The organism is Bradyrhizobium genosp. A, assembly GCF_049949275.1.
Classification (GTDB): domain Bacteria; phylum Pseudomonadota; class Alphaproteobacteria; order Rhizobiales; family Xanthobacteraceae; genus Bradyrhizobium.
On record NZ_CP188196.1, the window covers coordinates 5298778 to 5317584 of the forward strand.

16 protein-coding genes are annotated in these 18807 nt (G+C 60.9%); 11 read left to right on the forward strand and 5 right to left on the reverse strand.

From position 1 onward, the window contains the following. Positions 1 to 455: 455 nt before the first annotated feature. The gene (locus tag ACP2YP_RS24805; protein ID WP_426418910.1) at positions 456 to 2657 is read right to left on the reverse strand and encodes a molybdopterin cofactor-binding domain-containing protein; all 2202 of its coding nucleotides are present in this window, start codon (positions 2655 to 2657) and stop codon (positions 456 to 458) included. A 9-nt stretch (positions 2658 to 2666) separates the two neighbouring features. After that, positions 2667 to 3128 (reverse strand): (2Fe-2S)-binding protein, encoded by a 462-nt coding sequence (locus tag ACP2YP_RS24810; protein ID WP_426426258.1) that lies wholly within the window; start codon positions 3126 to 3128, stop codon positions 2667 to 2669. A gap of 342 nt (positions 3129 to 3470) precedes the next feature. Between ACP2YP_RS24810 and ACP2YP_RS24815 the strand changes: the two genes are divergently transcribed. Both ACP2YP_RS24815 and ACP2YP_RS24820 read left to right on the forward strand, forming a co-directional pair. Next, positions 3471 to 3848 carry a c-type cytochrome gene (locus ACP2YP_RS24815; RefSeq protein ID WP_426418911.1) on the forward strand — a complete coding sequence of 126 codons (378 nt, stop codon included), beginning with the start codon at positions 3471 to 3473 and terminating at the stop codon, positions 3846 to 3848. A gap of 6 nt (positions 3849 to 3854) precedes the next feature. After that, positions 3855 to 4346, forward strand: coding sequence for a GlcG/HbpS family heme-binding protein (locus tag ACP2YP_RS24820; RefSeq protein WP_426418912.1), 492 nt, complete (start codon positions 3855 to 3857; stop codon positions 4344 to 4346). 56 nt (positions 4347 to 4402) lie between these two features. On the opposite strand, the gene ACP2YP_RS24825 is transcribed toward ACP2YP_RS24820, so the two are convergent. Continuing rightward, complete coding sequence (locus ACP2YP_RS24825; RefSeq protein ID WP_426418913.1) at positions 4403 to 5860, reverse strand: cytochrome-c peroxidase; 1458 nt, start codon at positions 5858 to 5860, stop codon at positions 4403 to 4405. Between the two features lie 256 nt (positions 5861 to 6116). On the opposite strand from ACP2YP_RS24825, the gene ACP2YP_RS24830 reads away from it, so the two are divergent. The 8 genes from ACP2YP_RS24830 to ACP2YP_RS24865 all read left to right on the forward strand — a co-directional run bounded on the left by ACP2YP_RS24830 (position 6117) and on the right by ACP2YP_RS24865 (position 15829). Beyond that, positions 6117 to 6569, forward strand: coding sequence for a (2Fe-2S)-binding protein (locus tag ACP2YP_RS24830; RefSeq protein ID WP_426426259.1), 453 nt, complete (start codon positions 6117 to 6119; stop codon positions 6567 to 6569). Beyond that, on the forward strand, positions 6569 to 8824 hold the full coding sequence (locus ACP2YP_RS24835) for a molybdopterin cofactor-binding domain-containing protein (RefSeq protein WP_426426260.1): 2256 nt from the start codon (positions 6569 to 6571) through the stop codon (positions 8822 to 8824). Before ACP2YP_RS24830 ends, ACP2YP_RS24835 begins: the two co-directional genes overlap by 1 nt. A gap of 62 nt (positions 8825 to 8886) precedes the next feature. Further along, a complete protein-coding gene (locus tag ACP2YP_RS24840) occupies positions 8887 to 9933 on the forward strand; it encodes an aldo/keto reductase (RefSeq protein ID WP_426418914.1) in 1047 nt (348 codons plus the stop codon). A gap of 684 nt (positions 9934 to 10617) precedes the next feature. Then, entirely contained in the window at positions 10618 to 11175 is a 558-nt protein-coding gene (locus tag ACP2YP_RS24845; protein ID WP_426418915.1) for an NADPH-dependent FMN reductase, read from the forward strand. 21 nt (positions 11176 to 11196) lie between these two features. Then, positions 11197 to 12075 (forward strand): NAD(P)-dependent oxidoreductase, encoded by an 879-nt coding sequence (locus ACP2YP_RS24850; RefSeq protein ID WP_426418916.1) that lies wholly within the window; start codon positions 11197 to 11199, stop codon positions 12073 to 12075. A gap of 305 nt (positions 12076 to 12380) precedes the next feature. Then, positions 12381 to 12854 carry a DUF2231 domain-containing protein gene (locus tag ACP2YP_RS24855; protein ID WP_426418917.1) on the forward strand — a complete coding sequence of 158 codons (474 nt, stop codon included), beginning with the start codon at positions 12381 to 12383 and terminating at the stop codon, positions 12852 to 12854. Further along, positions 12854 to 14212, forward strand: a complete 1359-nt coding sequence (locus ACP2YP_RS24860; RefSeq protein ID WP_426418918.1) for a PQQ-dependent sugar dehydrogenase — start codon at positions 12854 to 12856, stop codon at positions 14210 to 14212. Before ACP2YP_RS24855 ends, ACP2YP_RS24860 begins: the two co-directional genes overlap by 1 nt. A 666-nt stretch (positions 14213 to 14878) precedes the next feature. Further along, positions 14879 to 15829, forward strand: coding sequence for an IS630 family transposase (locus ACP2YP_RS24865; RefSeq protein ID WP_426418919.1), 951 nt, complete (start codon positions 14879 to 14881; stop codon positions 15827 to 15829). Here ACP2YP_RS24865 and ACP2YP_RS24870 read toward each other — a convergent pair. Both ACP2YP_RS24870 and fdhD read right to left on the reverse strand, forming a co-directional pair. Then, complete coding sequence (locus ACP2YP_RS24870; RefSeq protein WP_426418920.1) at positions 15774 to 16034, reverse strand: hypothetical protein; 261 nt, start codon at positions 16032 to 16034, stop codon at positions 15774 to 15776. The two genes, ACP2YP_RS24865 and ACP2YP_RS24870, sit on opposite strands and share 56 nt — an antisense overlap. Positions 16035 to 17183: 1149 nt before the next feature. Continuing rightward, positions 17184 to 18014 (reverse strand): formate dehydrogenase accessory sulfurtransferase FdhD, encoded by an 831-nt coding sequence (fdhD, locus tag ACP2YP_RS24875; RefSeq protein ID WP_426426262.1) that lies wholly within the window; start codon positions 18012 to 18014, stop codon positions 17184 to 17186. 315 nt (positions 18015 to 18329) lie between these two features. On the opposite strand from fdhD, the gene ACP2YP_RS24880 reads away from it, so the two are divergent. Further along, positions 18330 to 18797 carry a hypothetical protein gene (locus ACP2YP_RS24880; protein WP_426418921.1) on the forward strand — a complete coding sequence of 156 codons (468 nt, stop codon included), beginning with the start codon at positions 18330 to 18332 and terminating at the stop codon, positions 18795 to 18797. Positions 18798 to 18807 lie beyond the last annotated feature (10 nt).

Sequence of the window (18807 nt, forward strand, 5' to 3'; positions counted from 1 at the left end):
AGCTTTGAACCGCGAAGCCACAAGGGCTGCGATTTCTGACTCCGATCGTTCGACATTCACCACGGCGTGTTTGATTCAGTTTGGCGCCGGATCGGCGGTTCGTTACATGTCCGGTCGGTCAAGACTCGCGTGCATGCATCTGGAAACTGGAATATGGCGCCGCGCGGCCTATTCGGCCTCAGCCCCATGCCCATGCCACCCTGCTTGGTGGTGTAGAGCGCGTTGAACAGGCTTTCCGAGGTCGCTTCGGGCACCTCGGGCCTTGCGAACCCCAGCCGGCTGGCTGCTCGGGGGGCATACCCGCGTATTCCAGCCAACGTTGATTGACAAAAGCGCTGGACCATCGGGCAGCGCCCCCAGCAGCCGCGGGAATTGCGTCAATAATGAGCGGAAGCCGGCTCTCGCTGCTATGCAGCTCTTCCTCTACAGCCTTCGCCGCGCGTCTCGGTGGCGTCCTATCGGTTTATCAATTTCGTTCCTAATTCCGCCAGCACCTTGGCGGGCGTAAACGGCACAGAACGCAGCCGCGCGCCCGTTGCCTCGAAAACGGCGCCGGCGATCGCCGAGGGGACGACCGCGCAGGCCGGCTCCCCGCCACCCCAAGGGACCTCTTCCGTCCGATCGATCAGGTCGATCACGACCTCCGGAATTTCCGGAAAGGTCAGGATTGGATAGCTCGCCCAATCGAGGCTTGTGACCATCGACCGATCGAATGTTACCTGCTCTTTTAAAGTGCGGCTCACCGTCTGAACGATGCAACCTTCGATCTGATTCCGTAGTCCGTCAGGGTTGATGATTTGTCCGCAATCATGCGCGACATAGAACCGCTTGACCGCAAGTTGTCCAGTCTTGCGGTTGATCTCCACCTCGGCGACTGCGCCGACATAGGTCCGGACCAGTTCGTACTTGACATAGGCAAGCCCGCGCCCCGTCACGATGTCCGCACCACGATCGCTTCTCGGGCGCTCACGCCATTTGCTTAATTTGGCGAGCCGCTCGAGAAGCTCCTTGCCGCGATCGTCGGTGAGATGTCTCAGCCGAATGTCGAGCGGATCGGTATCCGTTGCGGCGGCGATCTCGTCTAGAAAGGACTCGTTCGCAAACGTGTTCTGCAACCGTCCGGGTGAGCGGATCCAGGCCGGCCGCAGCGGTGTCGATGCCAACCGGTGGGCGGTCGTCGTGACATTCGGAAAGACGTACGGGACTGCCAGGTCGTTCAACACCCCACCTGGGCTGAGCTTGCCGAGACTATCGAGTCCGGCGAGCTCGGAGCCGACCAGTTTCACGAAGCCGGCGGTTCCATCCGGCACGTAGAGCTCGGATTCCCAGGCCGCCACGCCTCCAACCTTATCGATCCCGGCCCGCATATCGAGAAGTGTAGGTGGTCCCTTTGGATCCCAGCCGTGCTCGTCCGCGCGCATCCATTGCACGCGCACCGGCTTGCCGACCGCGCGCGACAGCAGAGCCGCGTCGGCCGCAGCATCCTCATGTCCATTGCGACCGTAGCACCCCGCCCCTTCGACATAGATGCAGCGCACGTCTGCATCGGGTATCGCGAGCGTGGCAGCGAGTTGCTTGCGCAGGTCGTGCGTTGCTTGCGAGGCTGTCCAGCACGTCAGCTTACCGTCGGCGAACGTTGCCACGGCGCAGGAGGGGCCAATGGAGCCATGGGTATGGATGGCGAATTCGTAGGTTGCAGCAAGCTTGTGTGGTGTGCTTTCGAGCGCAGAATGAGAATCGCCAATGCGGCTGGTGACATCGTCGCGCACGACCGCGGTGCTGCGCACGTGCTGCCATATTCTGCTTTGGTCCGGCAACCCCTCCCACTTGGACCAGGTCACTGCCAATTGCTGCGCGGCCTTGATTGCGCTCCACTCGCTTTTCGCAACGACGCCGAGAAAGTTATTGATGCGGACCACCTTCACAAGGCCAGGGATGTCGGCGACTGACGACTCCTCATAGGACAGGAGTGTGGCACCGAATCCTGACGGGCGTACCACCCGGCCGTGTAACATGTCCGGCAGTTTGAAATCCTGCATGAAGGTGAAGCGGCCATCTACCTTGTCAGGAATGTCCAGCCGAGGCACAGCCTTACCGACAATCGTGTAAGCATCGGGAGACTTTTGCCGCACGTCTTTGGCGACAGCGAGTGCCAATGTCGTGCCGTCCACGACCCCGCCGATCGGCAGCCGATTGCCACCTCTGGAAGTTATGACACCATCATGAATCGAGAGCGTGGAAATATCCTGCCGCAGACGGGCGGCCGCCCGACGGAGGAGAGCCCGGCGCGCAGTCGCCGCGGCCCGGCGCAACTGCATCCCGCCATTCTGAATCGAGAAACTTCCGGACGTCACGCCCTGGTCGGGGGTCAACGCGGTGTCGCCCTCGACGAGCGAGACGTGGCTCATCGGAACGTCAAGCTCCTCGGCGACGATCTGAGTCAGTGCCGTCCGCACCCCGGTGCCGAGATCGACCTTGCCGGAATAGACCGTGATGCGGCCGTCCCGCGTGATGGCCAGAAAGCCATCGACCCGATCCGGCGAGACGGATTTCGGTCCAGAAACAGGCTTGGCTGTGCTCGAAGGTAGCGGCAGGCAAAAGCTGACAACGAGCGCGCCGCCTGCCTGCAGCAACGAGCGTCTGTCGATCTGATTCATGGGCCTGCCTCAGATGCCAGCGGCGCGCAGGACCGCGCGCACGATGCGCAAGTGTGTGCCGCAACGGCAAAGATTGTTCGCCAATTCGGCTTTGACCTCCCCTTCGTTCGGCTTCGGATTGCGCGCCAAAAGGGCGGCGGACTGCATGATCATGCCGTTGATGCAGTAACCGCACTGCAGAGCCTGCTCCTGGATGAAGGCCTCCTGAAGCGGATGCGGCTTTGCGCTGGTGCCGAGGCCCTCAAGCGTGACGATCTTGCCTTTGACCGCCGACAACGGGGTGACGCACGAGCGGATCGGCGCTCCATCAACATGCACGGTGCAGGCGCCGCACTGGCCGAGACCGCAGCCGAAACGCGGACCGTGCAAGCCAAGCTCATTACGCAGGACGTAGAGCAGCGGCGTGTCGGGGTCATTGACGGCTACCGAGATGGTTTTGCCGTTCACGTTAAGGGCCGTTGTTGCCACAATCTCTTCCTCTTGCGTGTCCCGATTGGGTCAAGGGAATGCGGCCGGCCACCGCACTCGGGGGAGGCCAGCCGCGCCCAAGCCGGTTGCGATACGGGGGAGGAGACAACCGACCGACCAAGACCTATCGATCCGTTGAACTGATGACTTTAGGATTTTTGCCGTATTCGGCTTGGTATTGCGCAATTCGTTCTATGCACTGACGTCGATCAGTCGCGTCCCACAGCTGCCAATCACAAGGGCAAGAACGGCACACTGCAGCAAGCCGCGCCAAGTAAATTTGTGACGAGCCAACTAGATTGGCGCTGCAATTCCACACGCGAGGTACTTACAATGCGAAAACCGATGGTCGCAATCATCCCGGCACTCTCCGTCATTGCGGTAGTCGGCACAACCCTGGTTGCCCTGCCGGCCCAGGCCGCCGGAGACGCTGCCGCGGGAAAGCAGGTATTTGCGCGCTGCTCCGGATGCCATTCGACGACACCGGGCGAAAACAAGATCGGCCCTTCGCTGGCAGGCGTGTTCGGCCGCAAGAGCGGATCCGAGCCAGGCTACAACTATTCGCCGGCGCTGAAGGCGGCGAACATCACATGGGATGAACATACTCTCGATCAGTTCCTCGCTAATCCCGCGACCGACGTCCATGGAACCAAGATGTTCGTCAACCTCCCGCAAGCGGCAGATCGCGAGAATGTCATCTCCTACCTGGAGACCTTGAAGTGAGCACAAATGACAAAGACTGAAGTCAGCATCGGAATAGTCGCTGCGCTCTTCTGCATGTCGGCCCACGGACAGACCGTCAAAATGCTGCTGCTCGATCAGACCGGAGCCCAGACAGTCCTGCGAGCCGCGGAGACGATGGCGCAACAACGGAAAGCGCCGTCCGCCATCGCGGTTGTTGATCCCGCCGGCGATCTGCTTGCATTCCAGCGAATGGACGGGGTCCGCCCGGCAAGCGTCGATCTCGCCATCGGGAAGGCGCGGACGGCTGCACGGCTGCAAAGGCCGACGGGGGAGATCGAGGACAGCATTAACCGGGGCCGGACGGCATTCGTTACCGCCGGCGTCATGGCGCTACGCGGCGGCATGCCGATACGCGTGAATGGCGAAGTCGTGGGTGCAGTCGGTGTTGCCGGCTTGAGCAAGGAGACCGACACCGAGATCGCGAGCACCGCTGCAGCGGTTCTCAGCCCCTCGCCTGCCACACCTCAGCACAATTGAGAGAGTTGCCGTTGGCGCCGACAGCGACGTGACGGTGGATTCGACCCACGGGATGACTACCGTCGCATGTACCCGTCGCTGAGCGTCTGCATGAAGCTGACCAGTGCATCCTCCTCCTCGTCGGAAAGACCGAGGCGTCCGACGAACTTGGTGTTCAAGTTGCGGGTGGATTCCGGTGCCGGCCAGCACGCAGTCCCCTCGCCCGGGTCGTTGCGACCGCAGCGCGGCAGCACGTCACGCGTGTTGTAGAAATGCACGATCGACTTGAGACTCGTGAAATAGCCGTTGTGGCCGTAAGCCTTGACGAAGTCCGGGTAAGGCCTCTTGTCGACGTTGCGCAGCGTCGGCACCTGAAAGCGGCCGACATTCTCAGGCGCGAGCGGGGCCCAGAGCGCATCGACGGACGAAGGTTGGCTAAGCAGATGATCGGCGGTGAGAAAGCCGGCGACACCCGGATCCACATAGGATGAGCCTGCGGGATTGGCGCGATAGCCGCGTGCGTCCGGTTGCTGTTCGGCGTAGTACGGAATGCGTGGATTTGCCGGAGTGCCGATGTTGCTCGCCGTGAAATCGGTGAACAGCGGATCTTCGCCGGGGCCACCATCGCGGTGGCAATTGTTGCATTTTCCTTTGCCGCGGAACAGCGCGTAACCCGCCTGTTCCTGCGGCGTGAACTGCGCCTTGCCCGCCAGCACCGCATCGAACTTGGAAGTAAGCGCCGTCACCTCCGCCGATGCTTCATAGCTGGAGATCGACTGCGCCATCTGGTCGAATGTTGTCGCGGCGCGGCCGCGATCTATCGGCGTCAGGTGAACCGGCATCGGATTGTTCGCCGCCGCTGGCCCTGGCTGACTGCACACCTGCTCCACGTCGGCGGGCCACTGGATGGCAAATGCCTGTTGACCCCAGACGGCTTCGAACAAGCCGCGATAGGGCCGCTGGGCCGCGCGATGCACCGCACAAGCGAAATCGGGCAGGCCCATTTCGACGGGATTGGTCGGTGGCCCCTCCGCCTGTTCGGCCGCGGGATTGCCCAGTCGGCGGCCCGTTGCGCGCATGTCCCAGAAATTGCCGCCGACGAGATCGCCCTGGCCGGGATTGTAATGCAGCACGGGCGAGAGCGGCGCGTACGCGTGCGATTGCGGCTTGCGGTTGCTGAAGCGGGTGCGCACCGAACCCGGATAGGAGCCGGTCGTGCGATTGAGCTCGGACACCGGGCCGGTGAAGCCCGTCTCGGGTGTGTGACAGAACGCACACGCCTCATTGCGATTCACCGACAGCTCCTTGTCATAGAGCATCAACTTGCCGAGCAGTTCGATCTGCTGCACCTGATTATCAGGTGACGCCGCCAGCCGCTGGAGGCTTTCTGCTTCGATCCGGTCGATCTCGGCCTCAACCCGCGCAATTTCCTTCAAGGCGGCCGGCGAAAGCGTTGTGCCTGTCTCCTGCGCCCACACGACGGCAGCCCCGACGGTGGTGAGCATCACAATCGCCGCGCTAGTCGAGACGTTCATCCGGCGTGATCTCGCAAATAGAATGTCCATTCCCATACCGTTCTCGGCGACGCCGGGACGGAACGCTTGTTGGCAATTGTTTCAATCAGCGAGTTCTTGCTTGAAACAGCCCAGACGGGCGCGGTTCGCGCGAGCAAGCCGTCTCAGTTCAGAACGAGCGATCGCAGCAATCGCAATCAACAAAAGACAAGGGCTCTCAAGCTAATTTTCGCCGCGGCGACTAGCTTTGGGTATGTCGTCAACATCGGCTATTCATATGCAACAAGTCAAGATCAACGGTGCCTTGCACGACATCGATGCCGATCCGCAGATGCCTTTGCTTTGGGCGATCCGCGACATTCTCGGGTTGAAAGGTACCAAATTCGGCTGCGGCATCGGTGCTTGCGGCGCATGCACTGTGCACATGGACGGACAGGCGGTGCGCTCCTGCGTGACGCCGTTGTCGGCCACGGCCGGGCATGAGATCGTCACCATCGAAGGACTAAGCTCCGATGGCACGCATGCCGTCCAGCGCGCGTGGCGCGCCCACAATGTGCCCCAGTGTGGCTACTGCCAGCCGGGCCAGATCATGCAGGCCGCGGCTCTCCTCAAGGAGACACCAAAGCCGACGGATCAGCAGATCACCGATGCCATGTCAGGCAACATTTGCCGGTGTGGCACCTACGTGCGGATTCGCGCCGCGATCAAGTCAGCCGCGGAGACGATCTGATGACGAGGGTTGTAAACCTCAGTCGGCGCGAAGTCGTCGCCGGCAGCGCCACTGGCCTCGTTCTCGGCTTCACGATCGGATTCAGCAACTTTCCGGCTCTCGCGGCTCGTGCCCATGCGAGCGAGGTTTTTGAACCCAACGTCTACCTGATGATCGATCAGACCGGTTTGGTGACAATTGTCGCGCATCGGTCGGAAATGGGCACGGGAATCAAGACGGGATTGCCGATGGTGCTCGCCGATGAGCTTGGCGCCGACTGGAGCCGCGTCAGGATCGTGCAGGCCCAGGGTGATCCGAAATATGGCGATCAGAACACCGACGGCTCCCGCAGCATGCGGCAATTCTATCAGCCGATGCGCGAGGCGGGCGCGTCAGCCCGCCAGATGCTCGAGGCAGCGGCTGCCCGTGTCTGGAACGTCAACGCAAACGATTGCCAGGCGCGCAATCACATGATTTTTCACGTTCCAACGGGTCGGCAGCTGTCGTTCGGCGATGCCGCCAAGATGGCGGCGACAATGGAGATCGCGCCACCCGATCACATGGAATTGCGTTTTACGCCGGTGAACGAACGGCACTACGTCGGCAAACCCGTTCCCATAGTCGATCTCGACGCAATCACGCGCGGCACGGCGACCTATGGCATCGACGTCACCCTTCCCGGGATGAAGTACGCGTCCGTGGAGCGCTGTCCGGTCTACGGCGGCAAAGCTTTGCACTTCGACGCCACGGACGCCCTTAAAGTCCCAGGTGTCGAGCAGGTGGTGGAGATTCCGGCCACCCCTATTCCGTCCGGCTACTATCCGCTCGGCGGCATTGCCGTCATCGCCAGCAATACCTGGTCGGCGCAGCAGGGCCGCGAAAAGCTCAAGATCACCTGGGATTTTGGCCCGAACGCGAATCACGATTCGACGACCTATCGGGCTGAGCTCGAGGCCACGGCGAAACAGCCGGGGCGAGTCGTACGCAACCAAGGCAATGTCGACGCCGCACTCGGCGCCGCCCATCGCAGCATCTCGGCAGACTATTTTGTGCCTTATTACGCGCATGCGCCGATGGAGGTTCCGAACGCCGTCGCCCACTTCGCCGATGGCGGGTGTGAGATCTGGGCACCCACCCAATTCCCGCAATCCGCGCGGACGACGGCCGCCGAGGTCCTCGACGTGCCGGTCGAAAACGTCACAGTCAATGTGACGCTGCTGGGAGGCGCATTCGGCCGAAAATCGAAATCCGACTACGTGGCCGAGGCTGCACTGCTGTCACGCCGCATTGACGCACCGGTCAAGCTCACGTGGACGCGCGAGGACGAGATCCAGCACGATTACTATCACGCGATCTGTGCCCAACATCTCGAAGCCGGGCTCGACGCCGAAGGACGCCCGTCGGCCTGGCTGCACCGAACCGTTTTTCCGGCCATCGAAGCGACCTTCCAGCCAGACGTCACATACGGCAGTGCCGGTGAGCTTCAGCAGGGCGTGACCGACATGCCCTACGCGATCACCAACGTCCGTTGCGAAAACGGACCGGCGGCCAATCACGTCAGGATCGGCTGGTATCGGTCGGTCTACAACATTCCCCATGCGTTCGCCGTGTGCTCGTTCGCCGATGAGCTTGCACATGCGGCCGGCAAAGACCCGCTCGAATTTCTGCGCGAGTTGTTGGGAGAGCCGCGCAAGCTCGACTTCGCCGCCATGCATGTCGACTATCCCAACTACGGAGCGTCGCTCGACACGTATCCTGTCGACACCGGCCGATTGCGGGGTGTCCTCGACCTGGTTGCGCGCAACAGTGAATGGGGCAGTCGGTTGCCGCCGCGGCACGGACGCGGCGTCGCCGTGCACCGCAGTTTCCTGAGCTACGCAGCAGCGGTCGTGCAGGTCGCGGTCGGCAGCGACGGCCAACTCTCGATTCCCAGGGTGGATATCGGCCTTGATTGCGGCCTCGTCGTCAATCCGGACCGCGTCCGCGCGCAGCTCGAAGGCGCCGTGATCATGGCCATCAGCAACGCGCTCTACAGCAATATCAGCATCAAGCAGGGGCGCATCGAGCAGAGCAATTTCAGCGACTACCTGGTTGCTCGCGCCGATATTGCGCCTGAAACTCACGTCCACATCGTCGAGAGCAGCGCGCCACCCGGCGGGGTCGGTGAGCCCGGCGTGCCGCCGGTCGCGCCGGCAATCTGCAATGCAATTTTCGCCGCGACCGGGAAGCGCATCCGTGCGCTGCCGATCGACCCCGCGCAATTAAAGGTTACATGACGGCAGAACGGCCTCTTCGCGTCAGAGAGTGAAGCGCGGATATCAGACGAAGGAGCAAGCCAATGGCTAATGAAGCCAAGACACTCGAAAACGGGACACTCGAAGTCGCGATGGAACGGGCACCGATTCCGGGAACATCGCTCCAGGTATCGCGCGTCGCTCTCGGGACATGGGCCATTGGGGGCTGGATGTGGGGCGGTAGCGATGAAGCCGAATCTGTCAGAACGATCCGGGGCGCGATCGACCACGGCATCAATGTTATCGACACCGCGCCGGCCTACGGGTTCGGTCGCTCCGAAGAAGTCGTCGGCAAGGTACTCGCCGAGAGCGGCCTTCGCTCGCGCGTGCTTATCGCCACAAAGACGGGGCTGGAATGGCAAGGCGAACGAGTGTTCCGCAACGCCAGCCGCGCACGAATTTTACGGGAAGTCGACGAATCGCTACGCCGGCTTCGGACCGACTACATCGATATCTACCAGGTCCACTGGCCCGATCCGCTGATAACCATTGAGGAAACCGCCGAGGCCATGCGAGACCTATTCGAGCAGGGCACCATTCGCGCGATCGGCGTCAGCAATTTTTCGGTTCTGCAGATGGAGCAATTCCGGCGCGTCGCGCCACTGCACGTGCTGCAGCCGCCCTTCAATTTGTTTGAGCGCGGGATCGAGACCGACATCCTGCCCTATTGCCACAGGAACAATATTGCAACCTTCGGTTATGGTGCGCTGTGCCGAGGTCTCCTGTCTGGCCGGATGCGTCTGGACAGCGAATTTGAGGGAGATGACCTCCGACGAACCGATCCGAAATTCCAGCAGCCGCGCTTTGCGCAGTATCTCGCTGCGGTCGAGCGGCTTGATGCGTTGGCGCAGCGGCGCTTCGCCAAGCGAGTAGTCCATCTGGCGATCCGCTGGATGCTCGATCAGGGCATCACGACAGCGCTATGGGGTGCGCGCAATCCAAGGCAACTGCTTCCGGTCGACGAGGTGAGCGGTTGGCAGCTCGACGCATCCGCCATGGCAGACGTCGATTGCATCTTGCACCAAACTATTGAGAATCCGATCGGCCCAGAGTTCATGGCGCCGCCGGCGCGCAGCGTTGCCGCGCAATAGCCTGTCAAGAGTCTAGCGCGGCGGCAAAACATGAACCTCTTAGAAAAGAGACAGGATGAGCGAAACAGTGGCTGGTCCGATAACCTGCATCTTCCTGTTCTGTCGTAACATCTTCATCGAGCACTGCTCGACCGGATCAGGTATGGCGCACCGCACATAATCCGCGAAACGCGGTTCGCGACAGGCGGTTTTGCTCACTGTCTTCACCTGCGCTCTCGCGCATCGCACCGAGCCACCAATAAGCACTGCATTGAAGGCAGCAGTTTCGTTGTTCTTGCCGCAAAGCTGGTCGCTGGCGACCGGACAACTTTGACCTATCTGATCGCCGGCCCAGTTTTCGTGCTCGTGCTTGCATTGACGAGGCTCAGAGCTGGCGGATCCAGATTAGGACTTTGTCCCCCTTGCTGTCTCTGCAATTCCTTCTCGGCCTTGCTCGCAGTTTGCGTGAGCGCCAGCCCGACATTGATTCAGCGGACCTCGATCAGCGCAAGATCGAACGCAATACGGCAAAAACGACAAAGCCCCGCTCTCCACGGACGGTTAAATTCGAGACGCCTGGTGATCCCCTCCTCCTCACCAACCAGGCTCGTGCGGCCGTCCATTCGTCCCTAACTGGACGGCCGCTTTCTTCTTTTGCCGAACGCGCTCCGAGTGTGCGGAAGTCTGCTATCGTAGAGAACGGAAATGCTTGAAATTGCGGTACGAACGCATCTTGTTGGGCTGGCTGGCAGCTTGCGTAAAGCTTCCTATTCACGTGCGACCTTGTCAGGCCTGCGTGACAATCTTCCGCGGTCGGTTGACCTGGAAACTTGCGATCTGCAGCTTCCGCTCTATAACGAGGATGAGGATCGAGCCGACGGACCGGAACCGGTGCAACTGTTTCGAAATGCGATTGATGCCAGTGACGGCGTTGTCATCGTAACGCCGGAATACAATCACGGTATTCCCGGCGTTCTGAAAAATGCCCTGGACTGGGCCTCGCGCCCACTTGGAAAGTCCGTGCTGATCGACAAGCCGGTGCTGGTCATAACGGTCTCGCCGGCCTTTACTGGCGGCGTGCGAGCCCATGCGCAGGTCAACGAGACCCTTCTCGCGATCCCTGCGCGCATCCTGGCTGGGCCCCAGGTCGTCCTCGGCGGCATTGCAACAAAGGTCAAAGACGGCATTGTTGATCCCCCTTACCTGGCTTTCGCTCTAGAAGCTATCGATCGGTTGGTCGCCATGTCACAACAACGAGCGTGACCGAGCGTTGGAGATTGCAAGATGAAAATCGGCGTCATAGGGCTTGGTCAGATGGGCAGTGGACTGGCCTCGTCGCTTCTGCGGGCCGGCCATGATGTCACGGTCTACAACCGCACGGCATCGAAGGCCGGCGAATTGCTGAAAAAGGGCGCTGCCGCGGCATCGCGCATATCTGACGCGTGTAATGGCGATGTGGTCATGACTATGTTGGCCGATGATGCGGCGGTTGAGAGCGTCGTTTATGGCGCCGACGGGCTGCTCGCGAGCCTCCCTAAGGGCCGGGTACATGTCTCCTCGAGCACGATCAGCGTGGCGCTATCGGAGCGCCTCGCTGCTGATCACGCGAAGGCCGGCCAGCGGTTCGTCGCGGCTCCGGTGTTTGGGCGTCCTGATGTTGCAGCGGCCGGCGATCTCTCCGTCATCGTCGGTGGCGACAGGGACGCGGTTCAGGCTGCCGCACCTGTTTTCGATGCAATCGGGAAGAAGACGTTCGTGATTTCCGACAGGCCCAAGACTGCCAATCTCGTCAAGCTCAGCGGCAACTTTCTCATTGCGTCCGTTATCGAGTCATTGGGCGAGGCCGTCGCGCTTGTCGCCAAGGACGGCGTCGACTGCCAAGCATATGTTGACATGCTGACGTCCACCCTCTTCAACGCGCCCGTCTACAAGACCTACGGCAAGCTGATTGTCGAGGGAAAGTTCGAGCCCGCCGGCTTCGCTGCGCCACTCGGCTACAAGGATATCCGGCTTGTGCTGGCGGCTGCCGACGATTTGCGTGTGCCGATGCCAGTCGCAAGTTTGCTTCGCGATCGCTTTTTGACGTTGCTGGCGCATGGTGGTGACAAGCTCGACTGGTCTGCGGTCGGAGCATTGGCGAGCCGAGACTCGGGCACCTCTTGAGCACTTAGCGAACCAACAATCCATTCCGAGGCTGGACGAACCAGCACTGCGCGAAGCCGCCTTGTAGCGATGAGCATTGCTGCGCTCGATTCCCGCATCCGCATCAACGGCAAGAATGACGCAGCACGAGCAATTTGCACCAAGCCGCGCCGTGCTCGTCATCTATTATCCGGAAGCAAGAAGGCGTTCGCCGAACGACACCGGCGCCGCGCGAACCACACCGGTGAAAATGCACGGCGCGGGCGTCACAGCGGGGCGCTGGCCGTTGCCGGAGTTCCTCGAGAACCCACCCGCGAGCCATGAGGATGAAAAAGATGCAGCATGTTACGATAACGGAAGCGAGTTTCAGGCCCGAAGCTGTCTCGGCCGTCGAGGCCGGCGGTCATTCGATTCACCGGATACTAACGCCGTTTCCCGTCGCCTATTTTACGGGCGCACTCGCAACCGATCTCGCCTATTGGCGGACTGCGCACGTGATGTGGGAGGATTTTTCGGCCTGGCTGATAACCGCCGGCCTGATCGTGGCGGGCCTGGCGCTCATCGCCGCCGTGATCGAAGTTGCTACCGGAAGACAAAGGGTAGCTTGGGCGCGCGTGACTGGCTATGTACTCGCAGTCCTCCTCGCGCTGGTCAATGTCTTCGTCCACAGCCGCGACGCTTATACCGCGGTTGTGCCGACGGGCCTGACGCTCTCGGCGCTCGTCGTTATCATTCTGTTGGCCATGGCGCCGACCGGTTGGATCCTGACCTCCCCTCGTCATGTTGGAGCAGACACGTGATGCCCATCCTCAAGACTGCCCGTGCGGCGAATCTGCCGCGTCTTGCCGCTGTCTTTGTCGCCGTTGCCGGCCTGGGGCTCGCAAGCTGCGACGGCGGCGGCGACGACCCACGAAGCCAGATCGGCGCGCATCCCATGCTGCCCGCCCTGCAGCAATATCTGGTGCCGCCAATCCGGATTGCGGAGCCGGTCGGGTGGGGAAACGATGAAAAGCCGACCGTGCCGCAGGATCTGCAGGTCCAGGCAATGGCCACCGGCTTGGCGCATCCGCGCTCGCTTTATGTCCTCCCGAACGGTGACGTGCTGGTGGTTGAGAGCAACGGTCCGAAGGCGCCGATTTACCGTCCCAAGGACGTTATCACTGGCTGGGTAAAGTGGTTCGCCGGCGCCGCAGCAAAGGACGCAAACCGCATCACCCTGCTGCGCGATACCAATGGCGATGGCATTCCCGAGGTGCGGACCGTCTTTCTGGACCATCTGAACTCCCCTTTTGGCGTCGCGCTCGTTGGTAACGACCTTTACGTCGCCAATACCGATGCGATCGTCCGCTATCCCTACCAGGAGGGACAGACCAGCATCACGGCTGCGCCGACCAAGCTGACTGACCTTCCCGGCGGTCCGATCGATCATCACTGGACGAAGTCGCTGTTAGCAAGTCCGAATGGCTCGAAGCTTTATGTCGGCGTTGGCTCCAACAGCAACATCACCGAAAACGGGATCGGAGCCGAATATGAACGGGCCGCGATCTGGGAGGTCGACCGTGCATCTGGCGCCCATCGCATTTTCGCCAGCGGAACACGCAATCCGACGGGGCTGCAGTGGGAGCCCGAAACCGGCAAACTCTGGGCCATCGTCAACGAGCGAGACGAGATTGGACCCGACTTGGTCCCGGACTATCTCACCGCGGTGCAGGACGGAGGCTTCTACGGCTGGCCCTACAGCTATTACGGCCAGCACCTGGACCCGCGAGTCCAGCCACAGCGCCCAGATCTGGTGGCCACAGCGATTGTGCCGGACTACGCCCTAAGCTCCCACGTCGCGCCACTCGGCATAGCAATGTACGCGGGCGCCGATCTTCCCGCCGATTATCGAAGCGGAGCGTTCGTGGGCGAACACGGAAGCTGGGATCGAACTCCGCTGAGCGGTTACAAGGTTGTTTTCGTGCCGTTTAGCAGCGGAAAACCCAGCGGCCTGGCGCGGGATGTCGTCACAGGCTTCCTTGATGAAAACAATCACGCCCGCGGACGGCCGGTTGGCCTAGCAGTCGATCGTGCCGGAAGATTGCTGATCGCTGACGACGTTGGAAACACCGTTTGGCGCGTGTCGTCGGTTCGCCCGGGCCCGAAGCCAGCCACTTAGCAGCGGACAGTCCACGCTGCAAAGCCGGCCCCGAAAATTGCTTGAAAGACCCGGCATGCGCCGGGTCTTTGTCGTTGCGTCTCTCACGATACGTGCATCACGCTTCTGTGCTGCTCGAGCGCGCGTCTCATACGGTCCGATGAACGCAGGTATAATAGAGAGCCAGGTTGAGCATGCTCATCTCTCGTCTGTCGTGGCGTTGGTGTTTGGCCGTCCTCTGCCGTGCCAGCCTCTGACAAAGCCTGTGGCGGATAACCTGGCCCATTTGAAACGGAGAATTTCATGAGAGGACGAGTGATGATAATTTTGGCAACTGCGCTGCTCGCCGGCAGCCTTGGCCGCCCATTTAGGCCGTGTTCTCATGAACCCGATGGCATGACGGATCGAAATTGATGTCCCTTGTGCTCCCAAGGCAGCGCAACTACTGCACGAACGCGAAATTACGCGATGGGCCACAGACGGCCATCCGCCGCCGCATTCCACGCTTGAATGGCGTTAACGATCAAGCTTCGACGGTATGCTTTTCCGTATAGGCCCCGATGGAAGCTCTCCACCCTAAGCTCCCTTGCCATCTAGAGCATTTTTCGATCCGGCGGAATCGGAGGGATTCCCTTCTGGGGCAAATCGTGATTCTTCCCTGAGGGCTGGTGATGGAGGCCAGCCCCCATGGCTAAACCCCTTTCGCCAGACCTTCGCCTTCGCATTATTCGGGCCGTGGAAGATGAGGGCATGAGCTGTCGGGGCGCTGCCGGCCGGTTCGGCGTGGCGCCGTCAACAGCGATCGAACTGGTCAGCGAGTGGCGAAGCACCGGCAGCTGTGAGGCGGGAGCACAAGGCGGAGACCGGCGTTCGGCCCGGATCGAGCGTCATGCTGCAGAGATCCTCTCCCTGGTCGGGGCCTCGCCTGACATGACGCTGGCCGAGATCGCCGACCATCTCTTCAAAGTCCACGGCGAGCGTTTCGTGCCGAGCGTGGTCTGGCGGTTCTTCGATCGCCGCAACATCACCTTCAAAAAAACATCGCACGCCAGCGAGCAGGATCGGCCCGAAGTGGCCGCTGAACGCGCGGCATGGAAGGCATCTCAGCCTGAGATCGACATCCACCGGCTGGTGTTCATCGACGAGACGGGAGCCTCGACCAAGATGGCGCGGCTTTATGGCCGTTCACCCTACGGCCAGCGCTGTGTCGCAGCGATCCCACACGGCCATTGGAAGACGACGACCTTCGTCGGCGCGCTCAGGACGACCGGCATGACTGCGCCAATGGTCCTCGACGGTCCCATGAATGGTTTGGCGTTCGAGGCTTACTTGAACCAAGTTCTCGTACCGACGCTAAAGCCGGGCGACATCGTGGTGATGGACAATCTCGCATCACACAAGCGGGCCGAGGTCGGCATCGCAATCGAGGCGGCTGGTGCCCGGCTCCTCTATCTGCCGCCTTATTCCCCCGACCTCAATCCGATCGAAATGGCCTTCGCCAAGCTCAAAGCAGCCCTTCGAAAGGCGGCGGCCAGATCAATCGAGACCTTGTTCCACGCTATCGCCGCAGCCGTTGCCGCCTTCACCGCCCAACAGTGTCTAAACTTCTTCGCCGCAGCCGGTTATGATCGCGCCTGATCAGAATCTGCTCTAGTCTGCCAATCACGCAGCGCCATGCTGCCAGGCGTTCGGCCGGATGCTGCTTCATCCACTCGGCGAGCTGTGGTGCGCCGATCAGGCAGGACTGCATCGAGATATCAGCGAATTCCGATGTGGTAACGGTCTGCTCGTAGCAACTTGACGGAGGGGTGAGATTGCAGAGCACGGCGATGATCTTGATCATGACGGGAGAACCTCGTCGCCGCGGCGGTCACTAGCATCGCTGGCCGTATGATCTACCGATGCATGGTCCCTTTGCTCGCTGACGCGACCAGCCGGCGCGAAGATGCGGTCGTATAGCGCACGGGCTTCTCGAATTAGACGCGTTTGCTCGCGCTCAAACCTTGGGACAAATCGAATAATCTCACCCATACTCGCTCCCACTTAATCGAAGAATGCGTCCGCTGTTCCATTACGATCATCGTCCTAGCTTTGGGAGCTCGATGCCAACTTTGAAGCTCTGCAGGCACCAACAATGGGATGAAAGTTTATGATTTGGCCGGGCGCTCAACGGCAGCTGCAGGCTGCCGATCAGGTTCGTGTGCCTCGCTCACGTTCAGCGCCACCAGCGAAGCGCGTCAATGCTTTGGCCGCATCTACATGCGACGCCTTCTCGGCTCGCCTCTGGTAGTCGTCGGCAAGGGCCTTAAGCTGACCCGCAATCGCGTGGTCGGTCATGGTTTGTGCAGCGCGGAGCAACGTTCGTGCAGTCTCCAGAAATTCCTTGCCTCGCTGAGAGCTCTGAAACGTCATGAGCCTCTCGCAGGGTTTTCGTGCACCTGGTCGAAGGCCGTTCGGGGCCGACGCGCCCAATCGCGATCACCATCCCTGCAAGCCTTGAAGCGATCGAGGCACTTCTTGGAACAAAGTGGGGTTCGCCACGAGTAGTGCCGGACGAGACCAAACTTGCCATCACAAACCGCGCATCGCGCGGCTCTGCCGGATCTAGCAGTCTCAGTGCAGTTGGGCATTGTTGTCTCCTTTCGATATTATGGTCACCGTTCGGCGATCACCCCTTTTCGATAGCTCACATCATGGGTCCGTACGCTTTTCCAACGCATACAGACTAAGATGATCCTGATCACCGGCTCAATCATACGTGGGTGATCGTCGAATATCTAAAAGGTGACGGAACGATACGGTTGTATATGTCGCTCACCCTAAGCCGACCGCTTCCGCAAGGGGTCATTTTCGACCGAGTCCATGGGCCTAGAAACAACCGGGGCTGGACCAGTCCACGTCCTGGCAGAAGCCAGTCGGCCGCAGATCGACCTCAATCGTTTCGACAAGACCCGGCATACGCCGGGTCATTGTGTTCTTCATGAGACCTGCGTCACGGACCTGCCGGTGTCGAGGGGTTGTCGGCAGGCCCATGTAGAATTCGGTGAGGATGTGTGAACACCTCGAATCCGTCCGAACGTGCAATGGCAACAAGCGTGATGCCGGCCGCGTCTGCCATGCGAACCGCCAGCGCTGTCGGCGCTGACACAGCCACAATCACGGGCGCTCCGAGCGTAGCGCTCTTCTGTACCATCTCCACAGAAACCCTGCTGGTGAGAAGTATCATCCCATCGCTCGCCACGATCGAGGCACGTACCAATGCACCCGAAAGCTTGTCGAGCGCATTGTGACGACCAACATCCTCGCGCAAGGCGACGATGCCGTTGTTCGAATTCCAAAACGCCGCGGCGTGAACCGCACGCGTTTCGATGTTGATTTTTTGAAGCAGTGGCGCGTTCTTCATGGCGACCATTATCGACTCCGGCGAGAATTTCCGGCCGTGCCGGATAACTGCCGCCGGACGCATAGCCCCTGCGATTGATTCGATGCCGCACAGGCCGCATCCAGTCGGTCCCGCAATGTGTCGCCGTCGTTGCTGCAGGCGATCGGCTTCTCTCTTACGGAGCCATACCCGTAGTTCGACACCGTCATCGAGAGGCACGATGTCCAGCGATTCAATATCGGCCGCAGAGTTGATAATGCCCTCAGTCAGGCTGAAGCCGAGCGCAAAGTCTTCCAGATCCTGCGGTGTTGTCATCATCACCGCATAGGTTCCGCCGTTATATGTGAGCGCAACAGCAGTCTCTTCAGGAACCGAACGATCGCCTGGGCTGAGACGGCCTTCACGCCAGGTATTGCGATTAACGACTTGGACCGATCTCATCACCACTTGCTCCAGTGCACTCTGAACCGCAACGCGACGGCATCACGAACCACACCTCGCGACTTGACGCGCTTCGACCAAAAGCGATTTTAGCTTCTGACACGCAGTTAATGTCCAGCTGCTGATCCTACAGGGCCTTTTGCGCACGTCTGCCGCTCGGTCTTGTGAACACGAGTATAGTAGAGGTGGCCCATAAGCATGCCCATCTCTTCTCTGTCGCGACGTTGGGCCTTGGTCGGCCCACGCCCGCGTCTGACAATGCCCGTGACGGGTAATCCGCCAACTTGAAAGGAGAATGTTATGAGAGGACGAGTGATGATGACTTTGGCCACTGCGCTGCTCGCCGGCAGCCTTGTCGCCACCGGTGCGCAAGCCCGCGGCGGTGGTGGCGGACACGGTGATGGTGGCGGATTTGGCGGAGGCGGAGGCCATATGGGCGGCGGCTTCGGCGGAGGCCACGTGGGGGGTGGCTTTGGTGGGGGCCATGTGGGCGGTGGCTTCGGTGGGGCTCACGTTGGTAGCTTTGGCGGCACCCACATCAATGGCCTTGGCGGAGCCCACATTGGTGGGTTGGGCGGGCCCCATGCGGGTGGGTTTGGTGGAGATCACATTGGAAGCCAGGTCGGTGGCTTTGGCGGCGGACACTTCGCGCATGCCGGCCACGACCACTTTGCAAGACGCCACTACGCTCGCGGCTTTTACGACTACGGCCTCGATTGCCCATATTACCCCAACTCCCGGTCCTATACCTCGCGGTACAACTGCAACTACGACTACTACTGATCGGGTCGAC